Below are 23,699 nucleotides of genomic sequence, written 5' to 3'. Positions count from 1 at the left end.
AACACCAACAACATTGCCGGCGAGCGCCAACCATGACATCACCCAGCCAATTCTCCCCCGACCACCCGGTCCCCACCGCCCAGCGCATCTTCGGCGCCCGCGACCTGTTCTCGCTATGGTTCTCCCTCGGCATCGGCCTGATGGTGCTGCAGGTCGGCGCCATGCTGGCCCCTGGCCTGGGCCTTGCTGGCGCGGTGCTGGCCATCGCCCTGGGCACCGGTGTGGGTGTGCTGCTGCTGGGGGCTGCCGGTGTCATCGGCAGCGATACCGGCCTGTCGGCCATGGGCACGCTGAAACTGAGCCTGGGTGGCCATGGCGCTCGCTTGCCGGCGCTGCTCAACCTGCTGCAACTGGTGGGCTGGGGCGCGTTCGAGATCATCGTCATGCGCGATGCTGCCAGCCTGCTGGGCACGCGGGCGTTCGGCGAAGCCAGCGCCTGGAACAGCCCTGTGCTCTGGACCCTGTGCTTCGGCGCCCTGGCCACCTTGCTCGCGGTCGGTGGGCCGCTGGCGTTCGTGCGCAAGGTGCTACGCACCTGGGGCATCTGGCTGCTGCTGGGCGCTTGCGTTTGGCTGACCTGGAACCTGTTCGCCAAGGCCGACCTGGCGGCACTGTGGGACCGTGCCGGCGACGGATCGATGTCGTTGGCCGTGGGCTTCGACATCGCCATCGCCATGCCGCTGTCCTGGTTGCCGCTGATCGCCGACTACTCGCGTTTTGCCCGTAACGGCAAACGTGTATTCGGTGGTACGGTGCTGGGTTACTTCATCGGCAACACCTGGCTGATGAGCCTGGGCGTGGGTTACACCCTGGCCTTCGCCGGCAGTGGCGAAGCCAACGCCCTGCTGCTGGCCCTGGCGGGCGCCGGCATGGGCATTCCACTGCTGCTGATTCTGCTGGACGAGTCGGAAAAGGCTTTTGCCGACATTCACTCGGCGGCCGTTTCCACCGGCGTGCTGGTGCGCCTGAAGGTCGAGCACCTGGCGCTGGCCATTGGCGTGCTGTGCACGCTGATCGCCTTGCTGGCGCCACTGGCACAGTACGAGAACTTCCTGCTGCTGATCGGCTCGGTGTTTGCACCGCTGTTCGGTGTGGTATTGATGGACCATTACGTGATCCGTCGCCGCCGCTTGCCAGCACAGGTGCATGGCTTGCACTGGCAGGCACTGCTGGCCTGGGCGGTGGGCGTTGCCGCGTACCATCTGATCGCCGCGCAAGCGCCGGACCTGGGTGCGACCCTGCCGGCATTGCTGCTGGCAGGGCTACTGCACGGGCTGCTGAGCTTCAGCCGCGGCCGGGAAACAGCTCGGGCTTGAGCACGCCATTCAGGCGCGGGTAGGGGATCTTCAACTCCACGTGGCCCATGGAGTAGGGCGCGATGGTATAGACCTCGTACTTGACCACCACCGCGCCGTACGTCAGGGCGACGTGCGGCGACTGCTTGAACGGCCAGGTCTTGATGAACTCGGCATCCTTGTCCATGCCTACGCTGATCAGCCAGGCGCGGTGCGATTCCTCGACGGTTTTCCAGAAGGTGTCTTCCTGGCCGGGCACCAGCATGTCCTGCAGGGTCAGCACCTTGTCCAGCTTGCGCGAATAGTTGATGAAGCCACGCCCGGGCATGCCGTGGGCGCCGCCGCTGTCCAGGTAGCTGGACAATTCGATGATCACCAGTCCGTCATGCTGCTCGCGTACCTTGGCCTGCAGGTAGCTGCTGTTGCGCTTGTCGGCACTGGCCAGGTACTGCTGCTCGTAGGCTTGCAGGGTGGTCGGTGCGTTGCCGCGCTGGTTGTCTTCGGTCAGTTGCAGCAGGCGTTTCTCGACGATGCCATCGAGCTTGGGCAAGGCCGGGAAGTGGATCATGTCGATGTTCACCAGCGGGCAGTCGCTTTCGCTGCAGCCGGGTTTGACATGCTCCCAGGCATCACGCTTGACCTCGAGCGGCGCCCGGTAGTTAGGCGTGAACAGGCTTTGGCAGGCACCCAGGGCCAGGGCCAGCACAGCCACGGAAGTCAGTTTGACAAGTGTCATGAGGATCCTTGCAGAACAGGGAAAAGTCGGCCTTTGACCGTCTGCGCGGCCTTCAGTTCGCCACTAAGCTAACAGAGAGAAGGCGCGCTGTCCCGAGTGCGCGAACGGTTGCCGGAAAGGGGTGAAACCGGCAGGCGTGCAGAGTAGGATGGCGCGATGCGGTATTCGAGGTAATGAGGATTTCCATGTCAGACGCGTTGAACTCAGTGCCCAAGGGCTTCGAAATCATTGAACGGGCCAACTGCTTCCAGGGCTTTTACAAGCTCGACAAGCTACGCCTGCGCCACGAGTTGTTTGCCGGGGGCATGGGCCGCGAGATCAGCCGTGAACTGTTCGTGCGCCATGATGCGGTGTGCGTGCTGCCGTACGACCCGTTGCGCGATGAAGTGGTGCTGATCGAGCAGTTCCGCGTCGGTGCACTGGACAAGGTCGACAACCCCTGGCTGATCGAGATGGTGGCAGGGCTTATCGACAAGGACGAACAACCCGAGGAAGTCGCCCACCGCGAAGCCGAAGAAGAAGCCGGCCTGGCCTTTAGCGCTCTGTGGCCGATGACCCGTTACTTCCCGTCGCCCGGCGGCAGTGACGAATACGTTCACCTGTTCCTCGGCCGTTGCAGCAGTGAAGGGGCGGGCGGCCTGCATGGCCTGGAAGAAGAGGGCGAGGACATTCGCGTGCGCGTGTGGTCGTTCGAGGATGCCATGCAGGCGGTGCGCGACGGGCGCATCTGCAATGCGGCGACCATCATCGGCCTGCAATGGCTGGCGCTGAACCGTGATGAAGTACGAGGTATGTGGAAGTGAACCTGCTGCGCGAGCGTTATCGGGTCGACCTGGTCGGGCTGCAGGCAGCCTGCGAGGCCAACTACGCCCGGCTGATGCGCCTGTTGCCCGACATGCGCACCACCCAGAGTTCGCGCCGCATCGGCATGACCCAGGGCGACCAGATGCTTGGCGTGCTGGTGCTCGACGTGGTGCTGGCCTGCCCGTACACCACCACCCTGCACGTGCGCCAGGAGCACAGCCTGCCGTGGTTGCCGGTACCGCACCTGGAAGTGCAGGTGTACCACGATGCGCGCATGGCCGAAGTGGTCAGTGCCGAACACACCCGACGCCTGCGCAGCATATACCCCTATCCCAACGAAGCCATGCACCAGCCGGACGAAAAGGCCCAGCTCAACCTGTTCCTCGGTGAATGGCTGAGCCATTGCCTGGCCTGTGGCCACGAGCTGGCAAGCGTTCGCTGAATTGTGACGTGGTTTGGGTACGGGTGTTTGCTCGCACCCGTTGTACAGCCATAATTCGCGCTGAATCCGTTCGAGGAGACGGCCGTTGCCGCAGCCAGACCAATCGCGCCCCGTGCATGTGGTGCAACTGACCGATGCCCACCTGTTCGCCGACCCGGCCGGCAGCATGCTGGGCCTCAAGACCCGTGACAGCCTGCGCCATGTAGTGGCCCAGGTGCGGCGGGAGCAACCGCTTGTCGACCTGCTGCTGTGCACTGGCGACCTGTCCCAGGACGCCAGTGTGGCGTCCTATGAAGCATTCCGTGAGCTGACCGCACCGTTTGCCGTGCCCACCCGCTGGTTGCCTGGCAACCATGACGAGGCCCGAGTCATGGCGCAAGTGGCGCCGGAGCTGGTACAGGCGGTGACCGATATCGGTGCGTGGCGCATCGTCATGCTCAACACGGCCGTACCCGGGGCGACGCATGGGCTGCTGGAGGATGACCAGCTGGCAGTGCTGAAAACGGCCTTGCGAGAGGCGGGTGAACGGCATTGCCTGGTGTGCTTCCACCATCAGCCGGTGGATATCGGCTGTGCCTGGATTGCGCCGATCGGCTTGCGCAATGCCCAGGCGCTGTTCGATATCGTCGAGGGTTATCCACAGGTGCGGGCGCTGCTCTGGGGGCATGTGCACCAGGAATGGGATGAAGTGCGCGACGGTCGTCGCCTGCTGGCCACTCCGTCGACCTGCATCCAGTTCGCGGCGCGCAGCGAGGATTTCAAGGTGAGTGAGGAGCAGCCTGGATACCGCTGGCTGCGCCTGCACGCCGACGGGCGGTTGGAGACCGGGGTGGAGCGGGCACTGGACTTCGAAGTGAAGCTCGACTTCGATAGCCCTGGTTATTGAGGATTTTGGGGCCGCTGCGCAGCCCTATCGCGACACAAGGCCGCTCCCACAGGGGTACGCGATCTCCTGTGGGAGCGGCCTTGTGTCGCGATAGGGGCGCAAAGCGCCCCCGGCACTCTCAAAGCTGTTGAAGAATTTGTTGCTAAAACCCCTGTGCGGCGCCAAAACCCGGCGAACGCGCTACACTGCGCGTCCCTGCGCCCAAATGACCGGGCGCGAAGCCACAGATTCCGGGGGCAGCATGTCGGGTTCCATCCTCTATATCCATGGCTTCAACAGCTCGCCACTTTCGACCAAGGCGCGCCAACTCGAGGCCGTGATGCAGCAACTGGGCCTGTCGGCCCAACTGCGGGTGCCCGCCTTGCACCACCACCCACGGCAGGCCATCGCCCAGCTCGAAGCGGCCATCGCCGAACTGGGCGCACCATTGTTGGTAGGTAGTTCGCTCGGCGGCTACTATGCCACCTATCTGGCCGAGCGCCACGGCCTCAAGGCCTTGCTGGTGAACCCGGCGGTAACACCGCACAAGCATTTCGACGGCTACCTGGGCACCCAGCACAATCACTACACCGGTGAAGCGTGGGAGCTGACCCACGATCATGTGCAGGCCCTGGCCGAGTTGGAGGTACCAGCCCCGGTGGATGCCAGCCGCTACCAAGTGTGGCTGCAGACCGCCGATGAAACCCTGGACTATCGCCATGCCGAGCGCTATTACCGTGCTTGTGCCCTGCGCATCCAGGCCGGTGGCGACCACAGCTTCCAGGGCTTCGCCGAGCGCCTGCCGGCACTGCTGGCCTTCGCCGGCATTGCCCGTGGGCAGTACGCAGCGCTCGATTTTTCTGTATTTTGACTTTTTTGCATTCACCAGACTGACGACGAGACCCTATGGCCACTCCCAGCGCTAGCGCCTATAACGCAGACGCCATCGAAGTCCTCTCGGGCCTTGACCCGGTCCGCAAGCGGCCGGGCATGTACACCGATACCAGCCGCCCCAACCACCTGGCCCAGGAAGTCATCGACAACAGTGTCGACGAAGCCCTGGCCGGTCACGCCCGTTCGGTGCAGGTCATCCTCCATGCCGACCACTCGCTGGAAGTCAGCGACGATGGCCGCGGCATGCCGGTGGACATCCACCCGGAAGAGGGCGTGTCCGGGGTCGAGCTGATCCTCACCAAGCTGCACGCCGGCGGCAAGTTCTCCAACAAGAACTATCAGTTCTCCGGTGGCCTTCACGGCGTGGGCATCTCTGTGGTCAACGCCCTGTCGACCCAGGTGCGCGTGCGCGTAAAACGTGACGGCAACGAATACCAGATGACTTTCGCCGATGGCTTCAAGGCCAGCGAGCTGGAAGTGGTCGGCTCGGTCGGCAAGCGCAACACCGGTACCAGCGTGTACTTCAGCCCCGACCCCAAGTACTTCGATTCGCCGAAGTTCTCCATCAGCCGCCTCAAGCATGTGCTCAAGGCCAAGGCCGTGCTGTGCCCGGGCCTGCTGGTCAGCTTCGAGGACAAGGCCAGCGGCGAGAAGGTCGAATGGCACTACGAGGACGGCCTGCGCTCCTACCTGGTCGACTCGGTAAACGAGTTCCAGCGCCTGCCCGACGAGCCGTTCTGCGGCAGCCTGGCCGGTAACAAGGAAGCGGTGGACTGGGCCTTGCTGTGGCTGCCCGAAGGCGGCGACAGCATCCAGGAAAGCTACGTCAACCTGATCCCTACCGCCCAGGGCGGCACTCATGTCAACGGCCTGCGCCAGGGCCTGCTGGATGCCATGCGTGAATTCTGCGAGTTCCGCAACCTGCTGCCGCGCGGTGTGAAGCTGGCGCCGGAAGACGTCTGGGAGCGCATCACCTTCGTGCTGTCGATGAAGATGCAGGACCCGCAGTTCTCCGGGCAGACCAAGGAGCGCCTGTCGTCGCGCGAGGCGGCTGCCTTCGTTTCCGGCGTGGTCAAGGACGCGTTCAGCCTGTGGCTCAACGCCCACCCCGAGCTGGGCATGCAACTGGCGGAGCTGGCCATCAGCAACGCCGGGCGCCGCCTGAAGGCCAGCAAGAAGGTCGAGCGCAAGCGCATAACCCAGGGCCCGGCACTTCCCGGCAAACTGGCCGATTGCGCCGGCCAGGACCCGATGCGCGCCGAACTGTTCCTGGTCGAGGGTGACTCGGCCGGTGGCTCGGCCAAGCAGGCTCGCGACAAGGAATTCCAGGCGATCCTGCCGCTGCGTGGCAAGATCCTCAACACTTGGGAAGTGGACGGTGGCGAAGTCCTGGCCAGCCAGGAAGTGCACAACATCGCCGTGGCCATTGGCGTCGACCCGGGGGCCACCGACCTTGCGCAGCTGCGCTACGGCAAGATCTGCATCCTCGCCGACGCCGACTCCGACGGCCTGCACATCGCCACGCTGCTGTGCGCACTGTTTGTCCAGCACTTCCGCGCCCTGGTCGAGGCCGGGCATGTGTACGTGGCCATGCCGCCGCTGTACCGCATCGACCTGGGCAAGGAAATCTACTACGCCCTCGACGAGGCCGAGCGTGACGGTATCCTCGATCGTCTAGTTGCCGAGAAGAAGCGCGGCAAGCCACAGGTCACCCGCTTCAAGGGCCTGGGCGAGATGAACCCGCCACAGCTGCGCGAGACCACCATGGACCCGAATACCCGGCGCCTGGTGCAACTGACCCTGGACGACGTGCAGGCCACCTGCGAGCTGATGGACAAGCTGCTGGCCAAGAAGCGCGCGGGCGACCGCAAGAGCTGGCTGGAAACCAAGGGCAACCTGGCCGAGGTCATGGTTTGATTCGGCGGCTTCTGGCTGCCTGCCTGGCGCTGGTTGCCCTGCCGAGCCTGGCGGGCAACTGGCCAGAGTTGAAGCTGAGCGCCGAGCACCCGATCGAAGGCATGCGCGGTGGCAACCTGTCTGGCCTGGTGGAATGCCGGGGCGCGCTGTGGGGCGTATCCGACCGCGACGACGACCGCATCTACCGCTTTGACCAGCAAAACCCGACCTGGCGCGCGCAGCCGCTCACCTTCACCCCGCCAGCGGTGCCGGAAAGTGGCTTGCCGTGGGGCCTGAAGTCGCGCAACTGGGCGGCGTCGTATATTCGTGGTGGCGAGCTGGATTTCGAAGGCATCAGCTGTGACCAGGCGGGCAACCTGTACCTGGTCAGCGAAGCTCATGCCGCTGTGCTGCAACTGCCGCAGGAAGGCGAGGCGGACTGGTTGAAGATCGACCCGGCCATGGTTCGTCAGGCCCGGGCCAGCGGCATGCTGCTGAACTTCAACGCCTTGTTCGAAGGCCTGGCGATCAACCCGGCGGGTGACCGCCTGTGGCTGGCCGCCGAGCGCGAGCGCCGTGGCCTGGTGGCCATCGAGCGCCAGCAGTCGGTGTGGACCTGCGGCCGCAGCTGCGTGTTGCTGAGCGAGGCAGGGGTCGAAATGCAACCGGCACAGATGCCCAATGCCCAGGCACTGTCGCGCGACTTCGCCGACCTGGCCTGGTTCGAAGGCAAGCTGTTCACTCTCGAACGCAATGCCTACCGCGTCTGTCGTCGGGATACCGACAGCGGCATGGTCGAGCGCTGCTGGTCGTTCGCTGCCGATGCCCTGGTCGAGTCGCGTCGCTACCAGCAGCCGTTCGGTCTGGCCGAGGCTCTGGTGATCGATGCCAAGGGCGCCTGGATAGGCGTGGACAACAACAACGGCGCCCGCGCTGATGGCGAAGCACGCCCGATCGTCTGGCGCTTCGATGCGCCGGAAGGCGGATGGAGCGCCAAGCCATGAGCCAGGCACCGGGCAAGCGGGCTGGCAAGGTATTGATGATCGTCGCCTGGGCGGCGGCGCTGTTCCTTGCCACGCGTTTTTTCGGCCAATGGGAAGACAGCCAGCGCAACCCCAATGCCCAGGTGCAGTCGACGCATGGCGAAGGCTTTATCGAGGTGCGCCTGCTGGGCAACGGGCAGGGCCACTTCGTGATGGATGGCGCAATCAACGGCCAGAGGGTGCATTTCATGCTCGACACAGGTGCTACCGACGTGGCCATCCCCGAGGCGCTGGGCCGCGAGCTGGGCCTGGAGCGTGGCAGCCCGGTGCAGCTCAGTACCGCCAACGGCCGTACCGAAGGCTACCGCACGCGCCTGACCAGCCTGCAGCTGGGGGATATCCGCCTGCAGGACGTGCGCGCCATCGTGGTGCCGGGCCTGGACGGGCAGACCGTATTGCTGGGCATGAGTGCCCTGAAACAACTTGAATTTACCCAGCGCGGCGGCACCATGCTGCTGCGCCAGAACCTGAAATGACGAGGCCCGCATGAGCGACTCACTGGAACTCAGCCTGGATGGCGTAGAACGCCGCTCGCTGGCTGACTTCACCGAACAGGCCTACCTCAACTACTCCATGTACGTGATCATGGACCGCGCCTTGCCGCACATCGGCGATGGCCTGAAGCCGGTGCAGCGACGCATCGTCTACGCCATGAGCGAGTTGGGGCTCGATGCCGATGCCAAGCACAAGAAGTCGGCGCGTACCGTCGGTGACGTGCTCGGCAAGTTCCACCCCCACGGCGACTCGGCCTGCTACGAGGCCATGGTGCTGATGGCCCAGCCGTTCAGCTACCGCTATACCCTGGTCGACGGCCAGGGCAACTGGGGTGCGCCAGACGATCCGAAGTCGTTCGCCGCCATGCGTTATACCGAAGCGCGTCTTTCGCGCTACGCCGAAGTGCTGCTCAGCGAAGTCGGCCAGGGCACCGTGGACTGGGTGCCCAACTTCGACGGCACCCTGCAGGAGCCGGCCGTGCTGCCTGCGCGCCTGCCCAACATCCTGCTCAACGGCACCACTGGTATCGCCGTTGGCATGGCCACTGACGTACCGCCGCACAACCTGCGTGAAGTGGCCACGGCCTGTGTGCGCCTGCTCGACGAGCCCAAGGCCACCATCGAGCAGCTGTGCGAGCACATCCAGGGGCCGGACTACCCGACCGAGGCCGAGATCGTCACGCCGCGGGCAGAAATCCTCAAGATGTACGAAAGCGGTCGCGGCTCCATCCGTATGCGCGCCGTCTACCGCGTCGAGGATGGCGACATCGTCGTCACCGCGCTGCCGCACCAGGTCTCCGGGGCCAAGGTGCTGGAGCAGATCGCTGCGCAGATGCAGGCCAAGAAGCTGCCTATGGTCGCCGACCTGCGTGACGAGTCGGACCACGAGAACCCGTGCCGCATCGTCATCATCCCGCGCTCCAACCGTGTGGATACCGATGAGCTGATGCAGCACCTGTTTGCCACGACCGACCTGGAGAGCAGCTACCGGGTCAACGTCAACATCATCGGCCTGGACGGGCGGCCACAGCTGAAGAACCTGCGAGCGCTGCTGCTGGAATGGCTGGAGTTCCGTACCGCTACCGTCCGTCGCCGCCTGCAGCACCGCCTGGACAAGGTGGAGAAGCGCCTGCACCTGTTGGAAGGCTTGCTGACCGCGTTCCTCAACCTGGATGAAGTTATCCACATCATCCGTACCGAAGACCAGCCCAAGCAGGCCCTGATCGCCCGTTTCGACCTGACCGAAATCCAGGCCGACTACATTCTCGAGACCCGCCTGCGGCAGCTGGCACGCCTGGAAGAGATGAAGATCCGCGGCGAGCAGGATGAATTGCTGAAGGAGCAGGCCAAGCTGCTCGCCCTGCTGGGCAGCGATGCCAAGCTGCGCAAGCTGGTACGCAGCGAGCTGATCAAGGATGCTGAAACCTATGGCGACGACCGCCGCTCGCCGATCGTCGAGCGTGCCGAGGCCAAGGCGCTGTCGGAAAACGAGCTGATGCCGACCGAGCCGGTTACCGTTGTGCTGTCGGAGAAGGGCTGGGTGCGCTGCGCCAAGGGCCACGACATTGATGCCACCGGCCTGTCGTACAAGGCCGGCGATGGCTTCAAGGCCGCAGCCGCCGGGCGCTCCAACCAATTTGCCGTGCTTATCGACTCCACTGGCCGCAGCTACTCGCTGGCCGCTCACAGCCTGCCGTCGGCGCGTGGTCAGGGCGAACCGCTGACCGGCCGCCTGACGCCCCCACCGGGGGCCACCTTCGAGTGCGTGCTGTTGCCGGACGACGATGCGCTGTACGTGGTGGCTTCGGACGCCGGCTATGGCTTCGTGGTCAAGGGTGAAGACCTGCAGGCCAAGAACAAGGCCGGCAAGGGCTTGCTCAGCCTGCCCAACGGTGCCAAGGTCATGACCCCGCGCCCGGTGGCCAACCGCGAGCAGGACTGGCTGGCGGCGGTTACCACCGAAGGCCGTCTGCTGGTATTCAAGGTCAGCGACCTCCCTCAGTTGGGCAAAGGCAAGGGCAACAAGATTATCGGGGTGCCGGGCGACCGGGTGGCGAGCCGTGAAGAATTTGTTACCGATCTGGCCGTGATTGCAGATGGCGCGACGCTTGTATTGCAAGCCGGCAAGCGTACCCTATCTCTGAAAGCGGACGACCTGGAGCATTACAAGGGCGAGCGCGGACGGCGCGGCAGCAAGCTGCCACGCGGGTTCCAGCGGGTCGATGGGTTGCAGGTTGAAGTGCCGGCGTAAGCGGTTGAAATGTCTGGAGCGGCAATTTCAGCGTCGTTCCGGGCAGAAATGCTGGAGTCGGACGGTTATTTCGCGGATGATATGGCCCTTGCGGTGCCGGCGTGGCCGTGTGCCCGTTTGAATTTATGTGTATCACTGCGGTTGGCCTTTTGGCGACCGCCTGGATGGGATGATGAAATTTCTGCGCCTTCCATTTGCGCTGTTGATGACTGGCCTGCTGGGCCTTGGCGGGTGCACCATGCACCAGCCGGTTGCCCTGTACCAGCTCGACAGTGGTGATCCTGGCCAGCCTTCGCAGAGTGCGGGCATGGCCGTGGTGCTCGGCCCGGTATCGGTTGCCGATTACCTGCAACGTGAGACGTTCCTGCAGCGTCAGGCCGATGGCAGCCTGAGTTCGGCGACCGACGGTCGTTGGGCCGGCAGCCTTTCGTCGGATATCGACCAGCTGCTGGTGCGCCAGCTCGCCTGGCGCCTGGACAGCCAGCGCGTGGTGCTGGCCCCGGCGGCTGCCGGGTTCAACCCGGATGTACAAGTGCTGCTGTCGATCACTCGCCTGGACTCGGGCAAGGACCAGCCGGCCGTCCTGGATGCCCAGTGGCGCCTGTTGGACCGCCGTGGCCATGTGCGTGACAACCGCATCGTTCACCTCGAACAGCCACACGCGGGCAGCGAGGCGTCGCAGGTGCAGGCCCAGGGCCAGTTGCTTCAGAAACTGGCCGAACAGCTGAGCACAGCGGTCAAGCCTCTGGCTAACCAGCCGGCGATTGCCGAAGAGTCGCCTAAAAAATCGGCTGCTCCGGTGCAGGTGAAGAAGACGCCTGAGAAATCCAAGATCCCGATGGCTGCGCCGATTCGAACCGATATGGAAGTCTACCGGTTCTGATCCAACTGCCAGATACGAAAAAGCCCGCATCATTGCGGGCTTTTTCGTATCTGCTGTTTTTGTACTGTCTGTGCTGGCCTCTTCGCGGGTAAACCCGCTCCCACAGGTTGGTGCAGGCCCTGTGGGAGCGGGTTTACCCGCGAAGAAGCCAGCCCGGTATCAGGCCCGGCGTTCGTGCATCCGCGCCAGCTGACGCTCCAGCATCGACGGGTAGGGTTCCATCAGGCGCTCCACGCAGCAGGCACCCTCGGGGCTGGCAATCGGGCGAATGCGGGCGCGCTGGCGAATCAGCGTGTCATCGCTGATCTGCCGTTCTACCAGCAACAAGTTGCGACTGTGCTGCGACAGTGCCAGAGCGTCCTGGGCCTTTTCGGCCATCAGCAGGTCTACCAGCTCCAGCCCTTGCAGGTCGTTACCCAGGGCAAGGCCCAGCTGCAGCTGCAGGGTAATGCCGCTGTCCGCTACCTCGATCTGCAGGGCATGGCCCAAGGCGCGCAACAGCTCGCCGCAGCAGATGGCGTTGGTCAGGTAGTCCTCGCCGCAGTCGCGGCTGTGGAACAGCACCAGGGTGCTGCCGTCGTTGAGCGTGTGAGTTTCACCGTCGTAGAGTGAGGCGGCATGTTCCAGGCAATCGCGGTAGCGCTCGGTCAGTTCGGTCAGGCGCGTGCGCGGCAGGCGACGCAGCTGCTCCTGCGAGCCCAGTTGCACGGCAAGCACGGCGCTGTACTGCGGCTCGTCGGATTCGACCACGGCGGCCTTGGGCGCGCTTTCGTCGTCCAGCAGGCCGGCGAAGGCTTCATCGTCATCCTCGTCCGCCTGGGCGGCAAGCTTGGCGCGCGGTGCGACCTTGGCTGCCGGGGCAGCATCGTGCAGGTCGTCGAACTGCTCGTCTTCTTCTTCGGGCTCCGGCTCAGGTGGCGGCGGCGGGGCCAGGCGCGCGTGCAGCTGGCGGGCGATGTCGCCGATCTCGTCCTGGCGGTCGGTGGCCGGGGTATAGGGTTGCGGGTCGCGCAGCCACACCCGCAGCTGCAGCAACGGCAGGGTGATGAAGCGGCCCTGGCGCAGGCTCAGGGTCAGCGCCAGCACCAGCAGGATGGCGGCAAGGATGCCCATGCTCTGCAGACTGATCAGCATCGGCTGCTGGAACTGGCTCATGTCCAGGCTGATGCGCAGTTGCCCGGCGGTCACGTCCTGGAAGGTGATCTTGGTCTGGTACAGGCCTTCGGCCTCGCCCAGCAGGCTGTTGCGCGGGCGCTGGCCGGCTTCCGCGAGGATGCGGTTGTCCACGCTGTAGATCGCCGCATGGGCCACCAGTGGGTTTTTCACCAGGTTGCCGAGCAGAACGTTGAGGCTGAGGATGTCGTTGGCCACCAGCAACTCGGTCGCCGAGGTGGCGGTCTGGGTGGTCAGGCTCTGGCCCAGGGCATCGGCCTGCTCGTGCATGGCCTGCTTGAACTGCAGGCCCATCACGCAGGCGTAGATCACCAACGCCAGCGCCACCAGGAAAATGTTGGTGCAGGCGATGCGTAGTGCCAGCGGCACGCGACGTTGACTCAGGGCGCGATAGATCATCAGGAAGAAGTTGTCTGCTTTGACGGGCGTGGGCCGGTTCACTGAGCTCGGCTCTTAATGGCATGAAAGTGTGGGGCAGTATAGCGAGCCGGGTTTTGTCGGCAAAGTATCGTTGGCGCCCGACGGTCACGGAAAATCGGTAGAATGCGCATTTTTCATCGAAGTCGGAGCCAGGTTGTGCGCGAAATCGTCCTGATCAACATCACCGGTGAGGACCGTCCCGGTCTCACTGCGGCTATCACCGGCGTCCTGCTGCAGGGCGGTGTGAGCATCCTCGACATTGGCCTGGCAGTCATGCACGGTACCTTGTCGTTCGGCATCCTGGTCGATATCCCGGACAACGAAGTGGCCACCTCCCTGCTGCAGAGCGTGCAGGCCAAGGCCCACGAACTGAACCTGCAGGCCCGCTACACGCCGATTTCCGAGGCGGACTACCAGCACTGGGCCGATGGCCAGGGCGAGGCGCGCCACATCGTCACCTTGCTCAGCCGCAAGATCACTCCAGAGCAACTGCAGCGGGTGAGTGCGGTGATCAGCCGGTACGGCCTGACCATCGAGCGCATCGAGCGCCTGTCGGCCCGTGTGGCGCTGGATGCCGAGACCGACAAGGGCAAGGCGGCCATCGAGATCTCTGTGCGCGGCGTGCCGAGCGATGCCGAGGCTCTGCGTGCCGACTTCTTCGCCCTGGCCGAAGAGCTGAGCATCGACATTGCCTTCCAGAAGGACGACCTGTTCCGCCGCAACCGTCGCCTGGCGGTCTTCGACATGGACTCGACGCTGATCGAAGCCGAGGTCATCGACGAACTGGCAAAGGCCGCTGGCGTGGGTGAGCAGGTTGCCGCCATCACCGAGCGCGCCATGCGCGGCGAGCTGGACTTCCGCGCCAGCTTCAAGGAGCGCATGGCGCTGCTCAAGGGCCTGGATGTGGGCGTGTTGGATGAGATCGGGGCGACGCTGCGTCTGACTGAAGGTGCCGAGAACCTGTTTGCCGAGCTCAAGCGCCTGGGTTACAAGACCGCGATCCTGTCCGGTGGCTTCACTTACTTTGCCCGCCAGGTGCAGGCGCGCCTGGGCATCGACTATGTGTTCGCCAACGAGCTGGAAGTGGTCGATGGCAAGGTGACCGGCGTGGCTGTGGAGCCGATCGTCGATGCCCAGCGCAAGGCCGAGCTGCTGCAGAAGCTGGCCAGCGAAGAAGGCTTGCAGATGGAGCAGACCATTGCCGTTGGTGACGGTGCCAACGACCTGCCGATGTTGTCGCTGGCCGGCCTGGGCGTGGCGTTCCGCGCCAAGCCGCTGGTGCGCCAGTCGGCCAAGCAGGCGATTTCTACCCTGGGGCTGGATGGGGTGTTGTATCTGCTGGGCCTGCGTGACCGCGACGCGCGCGGCTGATCTGCAAATTTGGGGCTGCTTCGCAGCCCTTTCGCGACACAAGGCCGCTCCTACAGGGAATCGCATATCTCCTGTGGGAGCGGCCTTGTGTCGCGAAAGGGCCGCAAAGCGGACCCAGGTTCCATCAGGCAATCAAGCCTGCACAGGCGCCGCCAACTGCTGGCCCATGCGCACCGCGGAACCAGCCCCCAGGTTCTCCGCCCACTTCACCTGCTCCGGCCCGAACAGCACGATAGCAGTCGACCCCAGCTTGAAGCGGCCTAGTTCGGCACCTTTCTCCAGGTGGATCGGCGCGCGGCTGGCTTCGTCGTAGCGGAAGGTCTTCAGTTCACGCTTGGGTGGCGTCACCAGCCCGGCCCATACGGTTTCGATCGAAGCGACGATCATCGCGCCCACCAGCACCACGGCCATCGGCCCGCGCTCGGTATCGAACAGGCAGACCACGCGCTCGTTGCGGGCGAACAGCTCGGGGACGTTCTCTGCGGTGGTCTGGTTGACCGAGAACAGGCGGCCCGGCACGTAGACCATTTCACGCAGGGTACCGGCCAGCGGCATGTGCACGCGGTGGTAGTCCTTGGGCGACAGGTAGATGGTGGCGAACTCGCCGCCCATGAACGGCGCGGCCATGGCCGGGTCACCGCCCAGCAGCTCCTGCGCGCTGAAACCGTGGCCCTTGGCCTGGAAAATGCGGCCGTGCTCGATCGGGCCAAGCTGGCTGACGGCACCGTCGGCGGGGCACAGGATGGCGCCCGGGGTCTCGTCCAGCGGGCGGGCACCCGGCTTCAGGGCGCGGGTGAAGAATGCATTGAAGTGCTCGTAGGCGCTCAGGTCCTCGACCAGCGCTTCGCTCATGTTGACCTGGTAACGCTTGGCGAACCAGGCGGTGAAGGCATTCTTGAACCAGCGCACGCGGCACTCGGCTATGCAGCCGGCCAGCCGCGACAGCAAGTGGTGCGGCAGCAGGTACTGGCTGATGATGAACAAACGGGATTTCATGCAGGTTCCTTAGACTTCTACAGGCGTGTCCGGGTGGTTGCCCCATTCGCTCCACGAGCCGGCGTAGGCCTTGACCCGTGGATAGCCGAGGGCCTTGGCCACCAGGTAGGTGAAACCGGAGCGACGGTGGGATTGGCAGTGGGTAATGACTTCCTTGTCAGGAGTGATGCCCAGTTTCTGCAGAACTTCGGCGATGTCCGTGCGTATGCGCAGGTGGTCATTGAGGTCCATGCCGGACGTCCACTCGAAGTTGATCGCGCCGGGAATGTGGCCGCCCCTGGCTGCCAGTACTTTCTCGCCGCGGAATTCCTGCGGGCCACGAGCATCCCAGATGACCAGATCTTCCGCGCCCAGGCGGCTTTGCAGGTACTCTCGGGTGGCTGTGGGTGCCGTGTCGATGCGCAGCTGCACGGGGGAATTAGCTCTGGCGGGCGCTTCGGTGGAGAGCTTGTCGGCCGGCCAAGCCTGGATGCCGCCGTTCAGGTAGTGATAGCGCTTGTGCCCGATCACATCGAGCAGCCAGATGAAGCGCCCGGCCCAGCCGCCACCTTCATCGTCGTACACCACATACACCGCATCCTCGCGGTGGCCGAGTTCACTGAACAGCTTCTCCAGATCGGCCTGGGCCGGCAGCAAGCCGGGCGCAGGCGGCTGGCCGAGCTGAGTACGCTTGCCTTCGACAAAGCGTGCGCCGGGGATATGCCCGCTGACATAGCGGTTGGCGCTGCTCAGGTCGACCAGGATCAGCTGTGGCGAATCCAGGCGCGGCAGCAGGTCCGCGGCTTCGATCACCAGGGGCAGGCCGGAAAAGTCAGTCATCCACGGTCTCCAGTGTGGAAAGAGGGGCGATTGTAGCGCAAGGCTCAGGCCTTGCGGTTGGCAAACACCGATAGCGCCCGTTCGGTGCACTGTGCGGTCTTGCCGAAGGCTTGCACGCTGATATCGGCCAGCGGCCGGCAGCCTTGGTCTGCCACCATCAGCATCAGCACCTGGTCCGTCACCGCCAGCGAGCGTAGCAGCACGTGCTCGCTGCGGAACAGGGCACGCAGCGGGGCCGGCAGCAGGGCCGAGAACTGGCTGTGGTTTTCCGGGGTGATACGCAATTGCCCGGCCTTGGCCAGCAGCTTTTGCAGCAGTTTGTTCTGCGCCACCGGCAGTACCAGCGCCCCGGCTTCCTTGGGCAGGCCGGCCATCTGCTGCACGCGCAGCTGGTCGTTGGCCTTGTCCAGGCTCAGCAGCAGTATCCGCTGCATGCCAGAGGCCAGAAGGGCCTCGATAACCTGCGTGGCCAGGTGCACGCTGTTGGTGAACGGGCTGGGCTGGGCCAGAAGGTCTTGGCACAGCTTGCGCCAGCGCGCCAGTTCGTCGCTTGTGGGAGGTGGCGGAGCCAGCATGTCTGGGTGCGGACGGCGCTGGTGCCAGGGCCAGATCAGCGCTTCGGCCGGGTGGAACAAGGCATGCTGGGCATGGCGGCGGGCGCTGGCCGCAGCCTGCTGGTGCACCTGCTGCTGCACGTCGTCCAGCGAGGTCTGCAGGTACAGTGCGGTCAGCAGCTGCCAGCGCAACAGGTGCGGGTTGTCCCAGCCCACTTGTGCCGCCAGGGCCAGGTTGTTTGCCAGCAGCACGGTGTTGGCCGGCTGGTTGAACCAGCGGCGCAGGCCAGGCTCGGCGTCCAGGCGGTGTTGCTGGCTGAGCAGGTCCGGGTCGCGGGCGATACTGAGCACCTGGGCCAGTTGTTCGCGCTCTTCCAGCAGCAGGCGGTAACCCTGGGTCACCCATTGTGGCAGGCGCCAGTACTCCGCCATGGTCTGGCACAGCTCCATGATGCGCACGCCAAACAGTTCTTCCTCGACATGGGCGGCGTCTTCGCCCTTGTGGATAACCCGCAGCTCCCAGGTATCGAGCAGCTTGGGGTAGGCCAGCGCCAGCGGCCAGAGTGGCGACAGGAACAACAGGCTGCCCCAGTGGATTTCCTGCCACAGCCGTGCCAGGCGGCTGGCGAACAGGCCGTTGGCCTGCTGCGAGGCGTGCTGGCTGATCAGCTGGAACTGGCACAGTACCGGCGGGATCTCTTCGACGGGCACTGCTGGCAGGCGCTTGAGCAGCTGTTCGCTGCGCTCCAGGCCCAGGCGGTTGAGGGCGACTTCCAGGCTTTCGGCGGGCTCGGCCAGGCTGGCATTGGTGGGGTGATTGGCTTCGCGCATCACCGACAGCACCAGTGCCGGGCTATCCTGCATCAGTTCGGCGATATCGCGCAGCGAGCGGCGGCTATCGTGGATGGCGGCCATGACCCGGTCGTAGCTGTGCTTCGGCACGGGGATGCGAACACTCTCGAGCAGCTTTACCCAGGCCTCTAGCGTACGTGGAGCCTGAGCGGGCACCTTGGTTTCAATTGGCATTTTGACATCAGTCCGAACTGGCTTTTCGCATTGAGTGGCTATAGTCTGGCGCAGTTCTGCCGATAAGTAGAAGAAGAGTTTTAAAGCTCCCGTCTCTTCCCCTGACCACGACAGCAAGTGCTTTGAACCTATGGCTAAAATTATCGGCATCATCGTCGTATTCGCGAGCGTGCTCGGCGGATACGTGCTTTCCCACGGCAAGATCGCGGCACTGATCCAGCCGTTCGAAGTACTGATCATCGGCGGTGCGGCCTTTGGTGCATTCCTGCAGGCCAACCCTGGCCACATGACCATGCACGTCATCAAGAAGTCGATGAAGATGTTCGGCTCGCGCTTCACTCACGCCTTCTACCTGGAAGTGCTGGGCCTGGTGTACGAAATTCTCAACAAGAGCCGGCGCGAAGGCATGATGGCCATCGAGGCCGATATCGAGGATGCCGCCGCCAGCCCGATCTTCGCCAAGTACCCGACGGTGCTGGCCGATGAGCGCATGACCGCGTTCGTCTGCGACTATCTGCGCATTATGTCCACCGGCAACATGGCCCCGCACGAACTCGAGGGCCTGTTCGACATGGAACTGCTGAGCATGAAGGAAGAACTGGAGCACCCGTCCCATGCGGTGACCGGCATCGCCGACGGCATGCCCGGCTTCGGTATCGTTGCGGCGGTACTGGGTATCGTGGTGACCATGGCCTCGCTCGGCGATGGCGACCAGGCCTCCATCGGCCTCCATGTGGGTGCGGCGCTGGTGGGTACCTTCTTCGGTATTCTGGCGGCCTACGGCTTCTTCGGCCCGTTGGCCAAGTGCCTGGAGCACGATGCCAAGGAAGAGCTGAACCTCTACGAATCGATCAAGGCTTCGCTGGTGGCCTCGGCCTCGGGCATGCCGCCTTCGCTGGCGGTCGAGTTCGGGCGCAAGGTGCTGTACCCCAAGCACCGCCCAAGCTTCGCCGAACTGGAACAAGCGGTTCGCGGTCGCTGAGTCATGGAGAACAATCAGCCCATCATCGTCAAGCGCGTCAAGCGCTTTGGCGGCGGCCACCACGGCGGCGCCTGGAAAATCGCCTTCGCCGACTTCGCCACGGCGATGATGGCGTTCTTCCTGGTGCTGTGGCTGTTGTCCACGGCCACCCCGGAACAGAAGATCGCCATTGCCGGCTACTTCAAGGACCCGATCGGCTTCTCGGAAAGCGGAACGCCCTACGTCATCGACCTGGGCGGCTCGCCTCAGCTGGCGCCGGAAAAGACCATCAACCCCGAAGCCAAGTCGGAGCCGACGCCTGATACCAGCATTCAGCTGGACAAGGACCAGGTGGAGACCATGGCCGAGCAGGTCGAGCGTGAGCGCCTGGAGTTGCTGCTGCAGGAACTGCAGAACAAGGTGGAAGAGAACCCGCAACTGCAGAAGTTCAAGGACCAGATCCTGTTCGAGATCACCCAGGACGGCCTGCGCATCCAGATCATGGACGCCGAGAACCGGCCGATGTTCGACATTGGCAGCGCGCGCCTGCAGCCGTACTTCGAGGACATCCTGCTGGCGATGGCCGACACCATCAAGGCGGTGCCGAACAAGATCAGCATCAGTGGCCACACCGACGCCAAGCCCTATGCCGGCAGTGGCGAGTTCGGCAACTGGGAATTGTCGGCCAACCGCGCCAACGCCGCGCGCCGTGCACTGGTGGCCGGCGGCTACCCGGATGGCCAGGTGGCGCGGGTGGTGGGTTATGCCTCGTCGTCGCTGTTCGACCGCAAGGACCCGTTCAACCCGGTCAACCGCCGCATCGACATCATCGTGCTGACCAAAAAAGCCCAGCGCAATATCGAAGGCGAGCAGGGCGCGCCGGAAGCACCGGCTGCCGAGCCCGCGCCGCCGGCCGCTGCGGCACCGGCGGCGCCAGGGGAGGCCGGGCAGGCCCCCATGCAGCCGCGTGAATTGCGCCAGAAGCTGAACATCTTCGAAGAGGGGACGCTGAAGATGGATGAGGCTAAGGACCAGTAAACCTTGCAGGATCGCGCTGTAGCTGAAGCCAGCGCGTACCCTGTGGGAGCGGGCTTGCCCGCTAACACGGGCGAAGCCCGTGCCAACCACCGAGGTGCCTGCTTCGCGGGCACGCCCGCTCCCACAGGATTGGCGTAGCCCTCGAGTCTTGTGCAGAACCTGGGGTGCAAGCGGTCAGTAAGCGTCTTCCGGCAAACTGGCAATGATCGAGCGGTAGCTGTTCATCCGTTGCTGCTTTATACGCCCCTCGTCCAGCGCCTTGAGCAGCGCGCAGCCCGGTTCGCGATCATGCTTGCAGTCGCGGAAGCGGCAGGTGCCGAACAGGTCGCGGAACTCGATGAAACCATCCTCCACATCACTGCGGCTGACGTGACCCAAGCCGAACTCGCGGATGCCCGGTGAGTCGATCAGGTCGCCACCATTGGGGAAGTGGTACAGCCGCGCGGTGGTGGTGGTGTGGGTACCCTGGCCAGACCATTCCGACAGGTCGCCGACACGGGTGCCGGCCTCCGGCAGCAGGCTGTTGACCAGCGACGACTTGCCCACCCCCGACTGGCCGACGAACACGCTGATGTGGCCGTCGAGCATCTGCTGCAGGCGTTGCATGCCGTCACCGTGATGTGCCGAGACCTCGAGCAGCGGGTAGCCGAGCTCGCGGTAAACCTCCAGCAGCGCATGCAGGCCCGGGCCGTTCTCTTCGTTGATCAGGTCGGCCTTGTTCAGCAGCAGCAGCGGGCGAATGCCAGCGTGCTCCGCGGCCACCAGGTAACGGTCGATCAGGTTGGGGTGCGGTTCGGGCGCGGGGGCAAAGACGATCACGATCAGGTCGACGTTGGCCGCCACCGGCTTCAGCTGGCCGTGGTTGTTAGGCCGGCACAGCTCGGTGCTGCGCGGCATCTGCGCGACGATCACACCAATGCCCTGGTTGCCCGCCCGCCATACCACGCGGTCGCCGGTAACCAGCGCCGGCAGGTTGGCGCGCAAGTGGCAACGGAACACCTGGCCCGCGGCTTCGCCGTCCTGGGCTTCCACTTCTACCTGCACACCGAAGTGCGCAATCACCAGGCCCAGTTGCTCTGGCCCAAGGTCGCCACCCTCCAGTTCCTGCAGCACGTGCTGTTCGCGTTTGGCCGCACGCGCGGCGCGCTCGTTCTGGATTTTTTCGATGCGCCAGTTCTGGCGGCGATTGAGCTGGCGTTTGGCCATGAAGGTTCCGTGCGTGGGGGCAGGTTGAAAACGGCAGGCAGTTTAGCACGCCAGGCGCCGGACCATTTGGCTTACCTTCGCACCGTGAATGGGCGTGCCTTGGCCACTACGCTACTATGACGGCCTATACGAGGAGCCCCCGCATGCAAAACCCACAGAACCTGATCTGGATCGACCTGGAAATGACCGGCCTGGATCCGGACAGCGACGTCATCATCGAGATGGCCACCATCGTCACTGATAGCGAACTGAACACCCTGGCCGAAGGGCCGGTGATTGCCATCCACCACAGTGACGAAGTGCTGGCGCGCATGGACGAGTGGAACACCCGCACCCATGGCGCTTCGGGCCTGACCCAGCGCGTTCGCGAGAGCAAGGTCGGCATGGCCGAGGCCGAGGCGCAGACCATTGCCTTCCTCGAGCAGTGGGTACCGAAAGGCAAGTCCCCGATCTGTGGCAACAGCATCTGCCAGGACCGCCGTTTCCTGTACCGACACATGCGCAACCTGGAAAACTACTTCCATTACCGCAATCTCGATGTTTCGACCCTGAAGGAACTGGCTGCACGCTGGGCACCTGATGTGCGCGACAGCTTCAAGAAGGGCAACACCCACCTGGCGCTGGACGACATCCGCGAATCGATCGCCGAACTGCGCCACTATCGCGAGCACTTCATCAAGGTGTGAGCCGAAAAGGCGCAGATATTGTATCTGCGCCCTCTTTTGGTGCCATGGGCAACTGGTTAGACTGCGCGCCTTTCTCGCACGCCCGCACGGACCCCGCACCATGTTGTTGATGCTCTACCTCATCGCCATCACCGCCGAAGCCATGACCGGCGCATTGTCTGCAGGCCGCCGCGGCATGGACTGGTTCGGCGTGGTGCTGATTGCCTGCGTCACCGCCCTGGGTGGCGGCTCGGTGCGTGACGTGCTTCTCGGGCATTACCCGCTGACCTGGGTGAAGCATCCTGAATATCTGGTGCTGACCAGCTGTGCGGCGCTGCTGACCATTTTCATCGCGCCGATGATGCGCCGCCTGCGCTCGCTGTTCCTGGTGCTCGATGCCCTGGGGCTGGTGGCCTTTACCCTGATCGGCTGCATGACCGCGCTGGAGATGGGGCAGGGCATGCTGGTGGCGTCGATCAGCGGGGTGATCACCGGGGTATTCGGCGGGATCCTGCGGGATATCTTCTGCAACGACATTCCCTTGGTGTTCCGCCGCGAGCTGTACGCCAGCGTGTCGTTTGCCGCGGCTTGGTTCTACCTGGGCTGCGTGTATTTCAAGGTGCCGGCGGAGCAGGCGATGCTGCTGACCTTGTTTGGCGGGTTCCTGGTGCGGCTGCTGGCGATTCGGTTCCATTGGGAAATGCCCAAGTTCCACTACAACGACCAGCAGTAACGCAGTTCCGGCACAACATGGCCTCTGTGGGAGCGGCGCAAGCTCTGGGGCTGGGTCGCTATCGAACGCCGTGCTGCGCCAGCGCCCACTCCACATGCTCCCTTACCAGCTCCGAGGCATCCTCGCGCCGCGCCTTCAGCGCTTCGATCACCGGGATTGTCGATGGCGCATTGCCAAGCCCCACCGCCAGGTTGCGCAACCAGCGCTCATACCCGGCCCGGCGCAATGGCCCGCCTTCGGTCTTGCGCAGGAAGGTCCTTTCATCCCACAGGAACATCTCCGCCAGCTCGGCATTCTCCAGCCCGTGTCGTGGCTGGAAGTCCTGCTCCTGGCTGTGCCTGGCAAAGCGGTTCCACGGGCAGACGATCTGGCAGTCATCGCAACCGAACACCCGGTTGCCCATCTTCGAACGCAACTCGACGGGGATCGGCCCCCGCAGTTCGATGGTCAGGTAGGAGATGCAGCGCCGAGCATCCAGCACGTACGGCCCGACGAAGGCCTGGGTCGGGCAGATGTCCAGGCAGGCCTGGCAGCGCCCGCAATGTTCGCTGGTGGTGGCTTCGTCCACCGGCAGCGGCAGGTCGACGAAAAGCTCGGCGAGGAAGAAATAACTGCCCGCCTTGCGGTTGAGCAGCAGGGTGTTCTTGCCGATCCAGCCCAGCCCGGCCTGCTCGGCCAGGGCCTTTTCCAGCACAGGAGCGCTGTCGACGAAGGCGCGGTAGCCGAACGGGCCGATGGCTTCCTGAATGCGATCGGCCAGGAACTGCACGCGCTTGCGCACCAGCTTGTGGTAATCCCGGCCCAGGGCGTAGCGCGATACGTAGGCTTTTTCGGGCTGTGCCAGGCGCTGCGCCATCTGTGTGTCGCCCGGCAGGTAGTCCATGCGCAGCGATACCACGCGTACCGTGCCAGGGATCAGTTGCTCTGGGTGTGCACGCTTGCTGCCGTGGGCACCCAGGTAATCCATCTCGCCCTGGTAGCCGGCGTCGAGCCAGCGCTGCAAATGGTGTTCGTGTTCGCCAAGGTCTACCCCGGCGATGCCAACATGGGCAAAACCGAGTTCTTGGCCCCAAATCTTGATGGATTGGGCCAGTTGGGCGAGGTCAGGCGTACAGGCGGACATGGATGGGCAAG

General features: G+C 64.3%; 22 protein-coding genes. 15 read left to right on the top strand and 7 right to left on the bottom strand.

The window, feature by feature from the left end; genetic code table 11:
• The first annotated feature begins 32 nt into the window (after positions 1-32).
• Complete coding sequence (gene cytX / locus E5221_RS25580; protein ID WP_247846628.1) at positions 33-1,316, top strand: putative hydroxymethylpyrimidine transporter CytX; 1,284 nt, start codon at positions 33-35, stop codon at positions 1,314-1,316.
• Here the strand turns inward: cytX and E5221_RS25575 are convergent.
• Positions 1,285-2,031, bottom strand: coding sequence for an RsiV family protein (locus E5221_RS25575; protein ID WP_039612449.1), 747 nt, complete (start codon positions 2,029-2,031; stop codon positions 1,285-1,287). The two genes, cytX and E5221_RS25575, sit on opposite strands and share 32 nt — an antisense overlap.
• A 185-nt stretch (positions 2,032-2,216) precedes the next feature.
• Here E5221_RS25575 and E5221_RS25570 point away from each other — a divergent pair, with 185 nt between their 5' ends.
• From E5221_RS25570 to E5221_RS25530, 9 genes are all read left to right on the top strand, one after another.
• Positions 2,217-2,834 (top strand): NUDIX domain-containing protein, encoded by a 618-nt coding sequence (locus E5221_RS25570; RefSeq protein ID WP_015272022.1) that lies wholly within the window; start codon positions 2,217-2,219, stop codon positions 2,832-2,834.
• Positions 2,825-3,277, top strand: a complete 453-nt coding sequence (locus E5221_RS25565; protein WP_016501905.1) for a DUF1249 domain-containing protein — start codon at positions 2,825-2,827, stop codon at positions 3,275-3,277. The genes E5221_RS25570 and E5221_RS25565 overlap by 10 nt, the downstream gene beginning before the upstream one ends.
• 85 nt (positions 3,278-3,362) lie before the next feature.
• On the top strand, positions 3,363-4,163 hold the full coding sequence (gene cpdA / locus E5221_RS25560; RefSeq protein ID WP_247846627.1) for a 3',5'-cyclic-AMP phosphodiesterase: 801 nt from the start codon (positions 3,363-3,365) through the stop codon (positions 4,161-4,163).
• Positions 4,164-4,404: 241 nt separating this feature from the next.
• Positions 4,405-5,013 carry a YqiA/YcfP family alpha/beta fold hydrolase gene (locus tag E5221_RS25555; protein WP_003258136.1) on the top strand — a complete coding sequence of 203 codons (609 nt, stop codon included), beginning with the start codon at positions 4,405-4,407 and terminating at the stop codon, positions 5,011-5,013.
• Between the two features lie 35 nt (positions 5,014-5,048).
• Entirely contained in the window at positions 5,049-6,953 is a 1,905-nt protein-coding gene (parE, locus tag E5221_RS25550; protein WP_015272020.1) for a DNA topoisomerase IV subunit B, read from the top strand.
• Complete coding sequence (locus E5221_RS25545; RefSeq protein WP_247846626.1) at positions 6,950-7,936, top strand: esterase-like activity of phytase family protein; 987 nt, start codon at positions 6,950-6,952, stop codon at positions 7,934-7,936. Before parE ends, E5221_RS25545 begins: the two co-directional genes overlap by 4 nt.
• Complete coding sequence (locus tag E5221_RS25540) at positions 7,933-8,451, top strand: TIGR02281 family clan AA aspartic protease (RefSeq protein ID WP_247846625.1); 519 nt, start codon at positions 7,933-7,935, stop codon at positions 8,449-8,451. Before E5221_RS25545 ends, E5221_RS25540 begins: the two co-directional genes overlap by 4 nt.
• A gap of 10 nt (positions 8,452-8,461) precedes the next feature.
• A complete protein-coding gene (gene parC, locus E5221_RS25535; RefSeq protein ID WP_061550598.1) occupies positions 8,462-10,720 on the top strand; it encodes a DNA topoisomerase IV subunit A in 2,259 nt (752 codons plus the stop codon).
• A 172-nt stretch (positions 10,721-10,892) separates the two neighbouring features.
• Positions 10,893-11,603: a PqiC family protein gene (locus E5221_RS25530; protein ID WP_031324184.1), complete on the top strand. Its 711-nt coding sequence runs from the start codon at positions 10,893-10,895 to the stop codon at positions 11,601-11,603.
• A gap of 159 nt (positions 11,604-11,762) precedes the next feature.
• Here the strand turns inward: E5221_RS25530 and E5221_RS25525 are convergent, their stop codons facing one another.
• Positions 11,763-13,217: an AhpA/YtjB family protein gene (locus E5221_RS25525; protein ID WP_015272017.1), complete on the bottom strand. Its 1,455-nt coding sequence runs from the start codon at positions 13,215-13,217 to the stop codon at positions 11,763-11,765.
• Positions 13,218-13,352: 135 nt separating this feature from the next.
• On the opposite strand from E5221_RS25525, the gene serB reads away from it, so the two are divergent.
• Positions 13,353-14,567 (top strand): phosphoserine phosphatase SerB, encoded by a 1,215-nt coding sequence (serB, locus tag E5221_RS25520; protein ID WP_247846624.1) that lies wholly within the window; start codon positions 13,353-13,355, stop codon positions 14,565-14,567.
• A gap of 132 nt (positions 14,568-14,699) precedes the next feature.
• On the opposite strand, the gene asd is transcribed toward serB, so the two are convergent.
• The 3 genes from asd to E5221_RS25505 are packed head-to-tail and all read right to left on the bottom strand — an operon-like array spanning position 14,700 to position 17,962.
• Positions 14,700-15,563, bottom strand: a complete 864-nt coding sequence (gene asd / locus E5221_RS25515; RefSeq protein WP_013974449.1) for an archaetidylserine decarboxylase — start codon at positions 15,561-15,563, stop codon at positions 14,700-14,702.
• Positions 15,564-15,572: 9 nt separating this feature from the next.
• Positions 15,573-16,382 carry a rhodanese-like domain-containing protein gene (locus E5221_RS25510; RefSeq protein WP_061550599.1) on the bottom strand — a complete coding sequence of 270 codons (810 nt, stop codon included), beginning with the start codon at positions 16,380-16,382 and terminating at the stop codon, positions 15,573-15,575.
• 44 nt (positions 16,383-16,426) lie between these two features.
• Entirely contained in the window at positions 16,427-17,962 is a 1,536-nt protein-coding gene (locus tag E5221_RS25505; protein WP_247846623.1) for an HDOD domain-containing protein, read from the bottom strand.
• Between the two features lie 130 nt (positions 17,963-18,092).
• Here E5221_RS25505 and motA point away from each other — a divergent pair, with 130 nt between their 5' ends.
• Together motA and motB are read left to right on the top strand one after the other, a co-directional pair.
• Positions 18,093-18,944 carry a flagellar motor stator protein MotA gene (gene motA / locus E5221_RS25500; RefSeq protein WP_015272014.1) on the top strand — a complete coding sequence of 284 codons (852 nt, stop codon included), beginning with the start codon at positions 18,093-18,095 and terminating at the stop codon, positions 18,942-18,944.
• 3 nt (positions 18,945-18,947) lie between these two features.
• Positions 18,948-19,961, top strand: a complete 1,014-nt coding sequence (gene motB / locus E5221_RS25495) for a flagellar motor protein MotB (RefSeq protein WP_013974445.1) — start codon at positions 18,948-18,950, stop codon at positions 19,959-19,961.
• Positions 19,962-20,135: 174 nt separating this feature from the next.
• Here motB and rsgA read toward each other — a convergent pair whose 3' ends face one another.
• Positions 20,136-21,167, bottom strand: a complete 1,032-nt coding sequence (gene rsgA / locus E5221_RS25490) for a small ribosomal subunit biogenesis GTPase RsgA (protein WP_013974444.1) — start codon at positions 21,165-21,167, stop codon at positions 20,136-20,138.
• Positions 21,168-21,310: 143 nt separating this feature from the next.
• On the opposite strand from rsgA, the gene orn reads away from it, so the two are divergent.
• Entirely contained in the window at positions 21,311-21,853 is a 543-nt protein-coding gene (orn, locus tag E5221_RS25485; RefSeq protein WP_003258152.1) for an oligoribonuclease, read from the top strand.
• Between the two features lie 100 nt (positions 21,854-21,953).
• Complete coding sequence (locus tag E5221_RS25480) at positions 21,954-22,565, top strand: trimeric intracellular cation channel family protein (protein WP_013974442.1); 612 nt, start codon at positions 21,954-21,956, stop codon at positions 22,563-22,565.
• Between the two features lie 58 nt (positions 22,566-22,623).
• Here E5221_RS25480 and queG read toward each other — a convergent pair whose 3' ends face one another.
• A complete protein-coding gene (queG, locus tag E5221_RS25475) occupies positions 22,624-23,688 on the bottom strand; it encodes a tRNA epoxyqueuosine(34) reductase QueG (protein WP_061550601.1) in 1,065 nt (354 codons plus the stop codon).
• Positions 23,689-23,699 lie beyond the last annotated feature (11 nt).

It is taken from the genome of Pseudomonas sp. A2 (assembly GCF_023100865.1).
Lineage (GTDB): Bacteria > Pseudomonadota > Gammaproteobacteria > Pseudomonadales > Pseudomonadaceae > Aquipseudomonas > Aquipseudomonas asiatica.
Note: the sequence above shows the minus strand (reverse complement) of the source record. Positions and strands in the feature narration are given on the sequence as shown.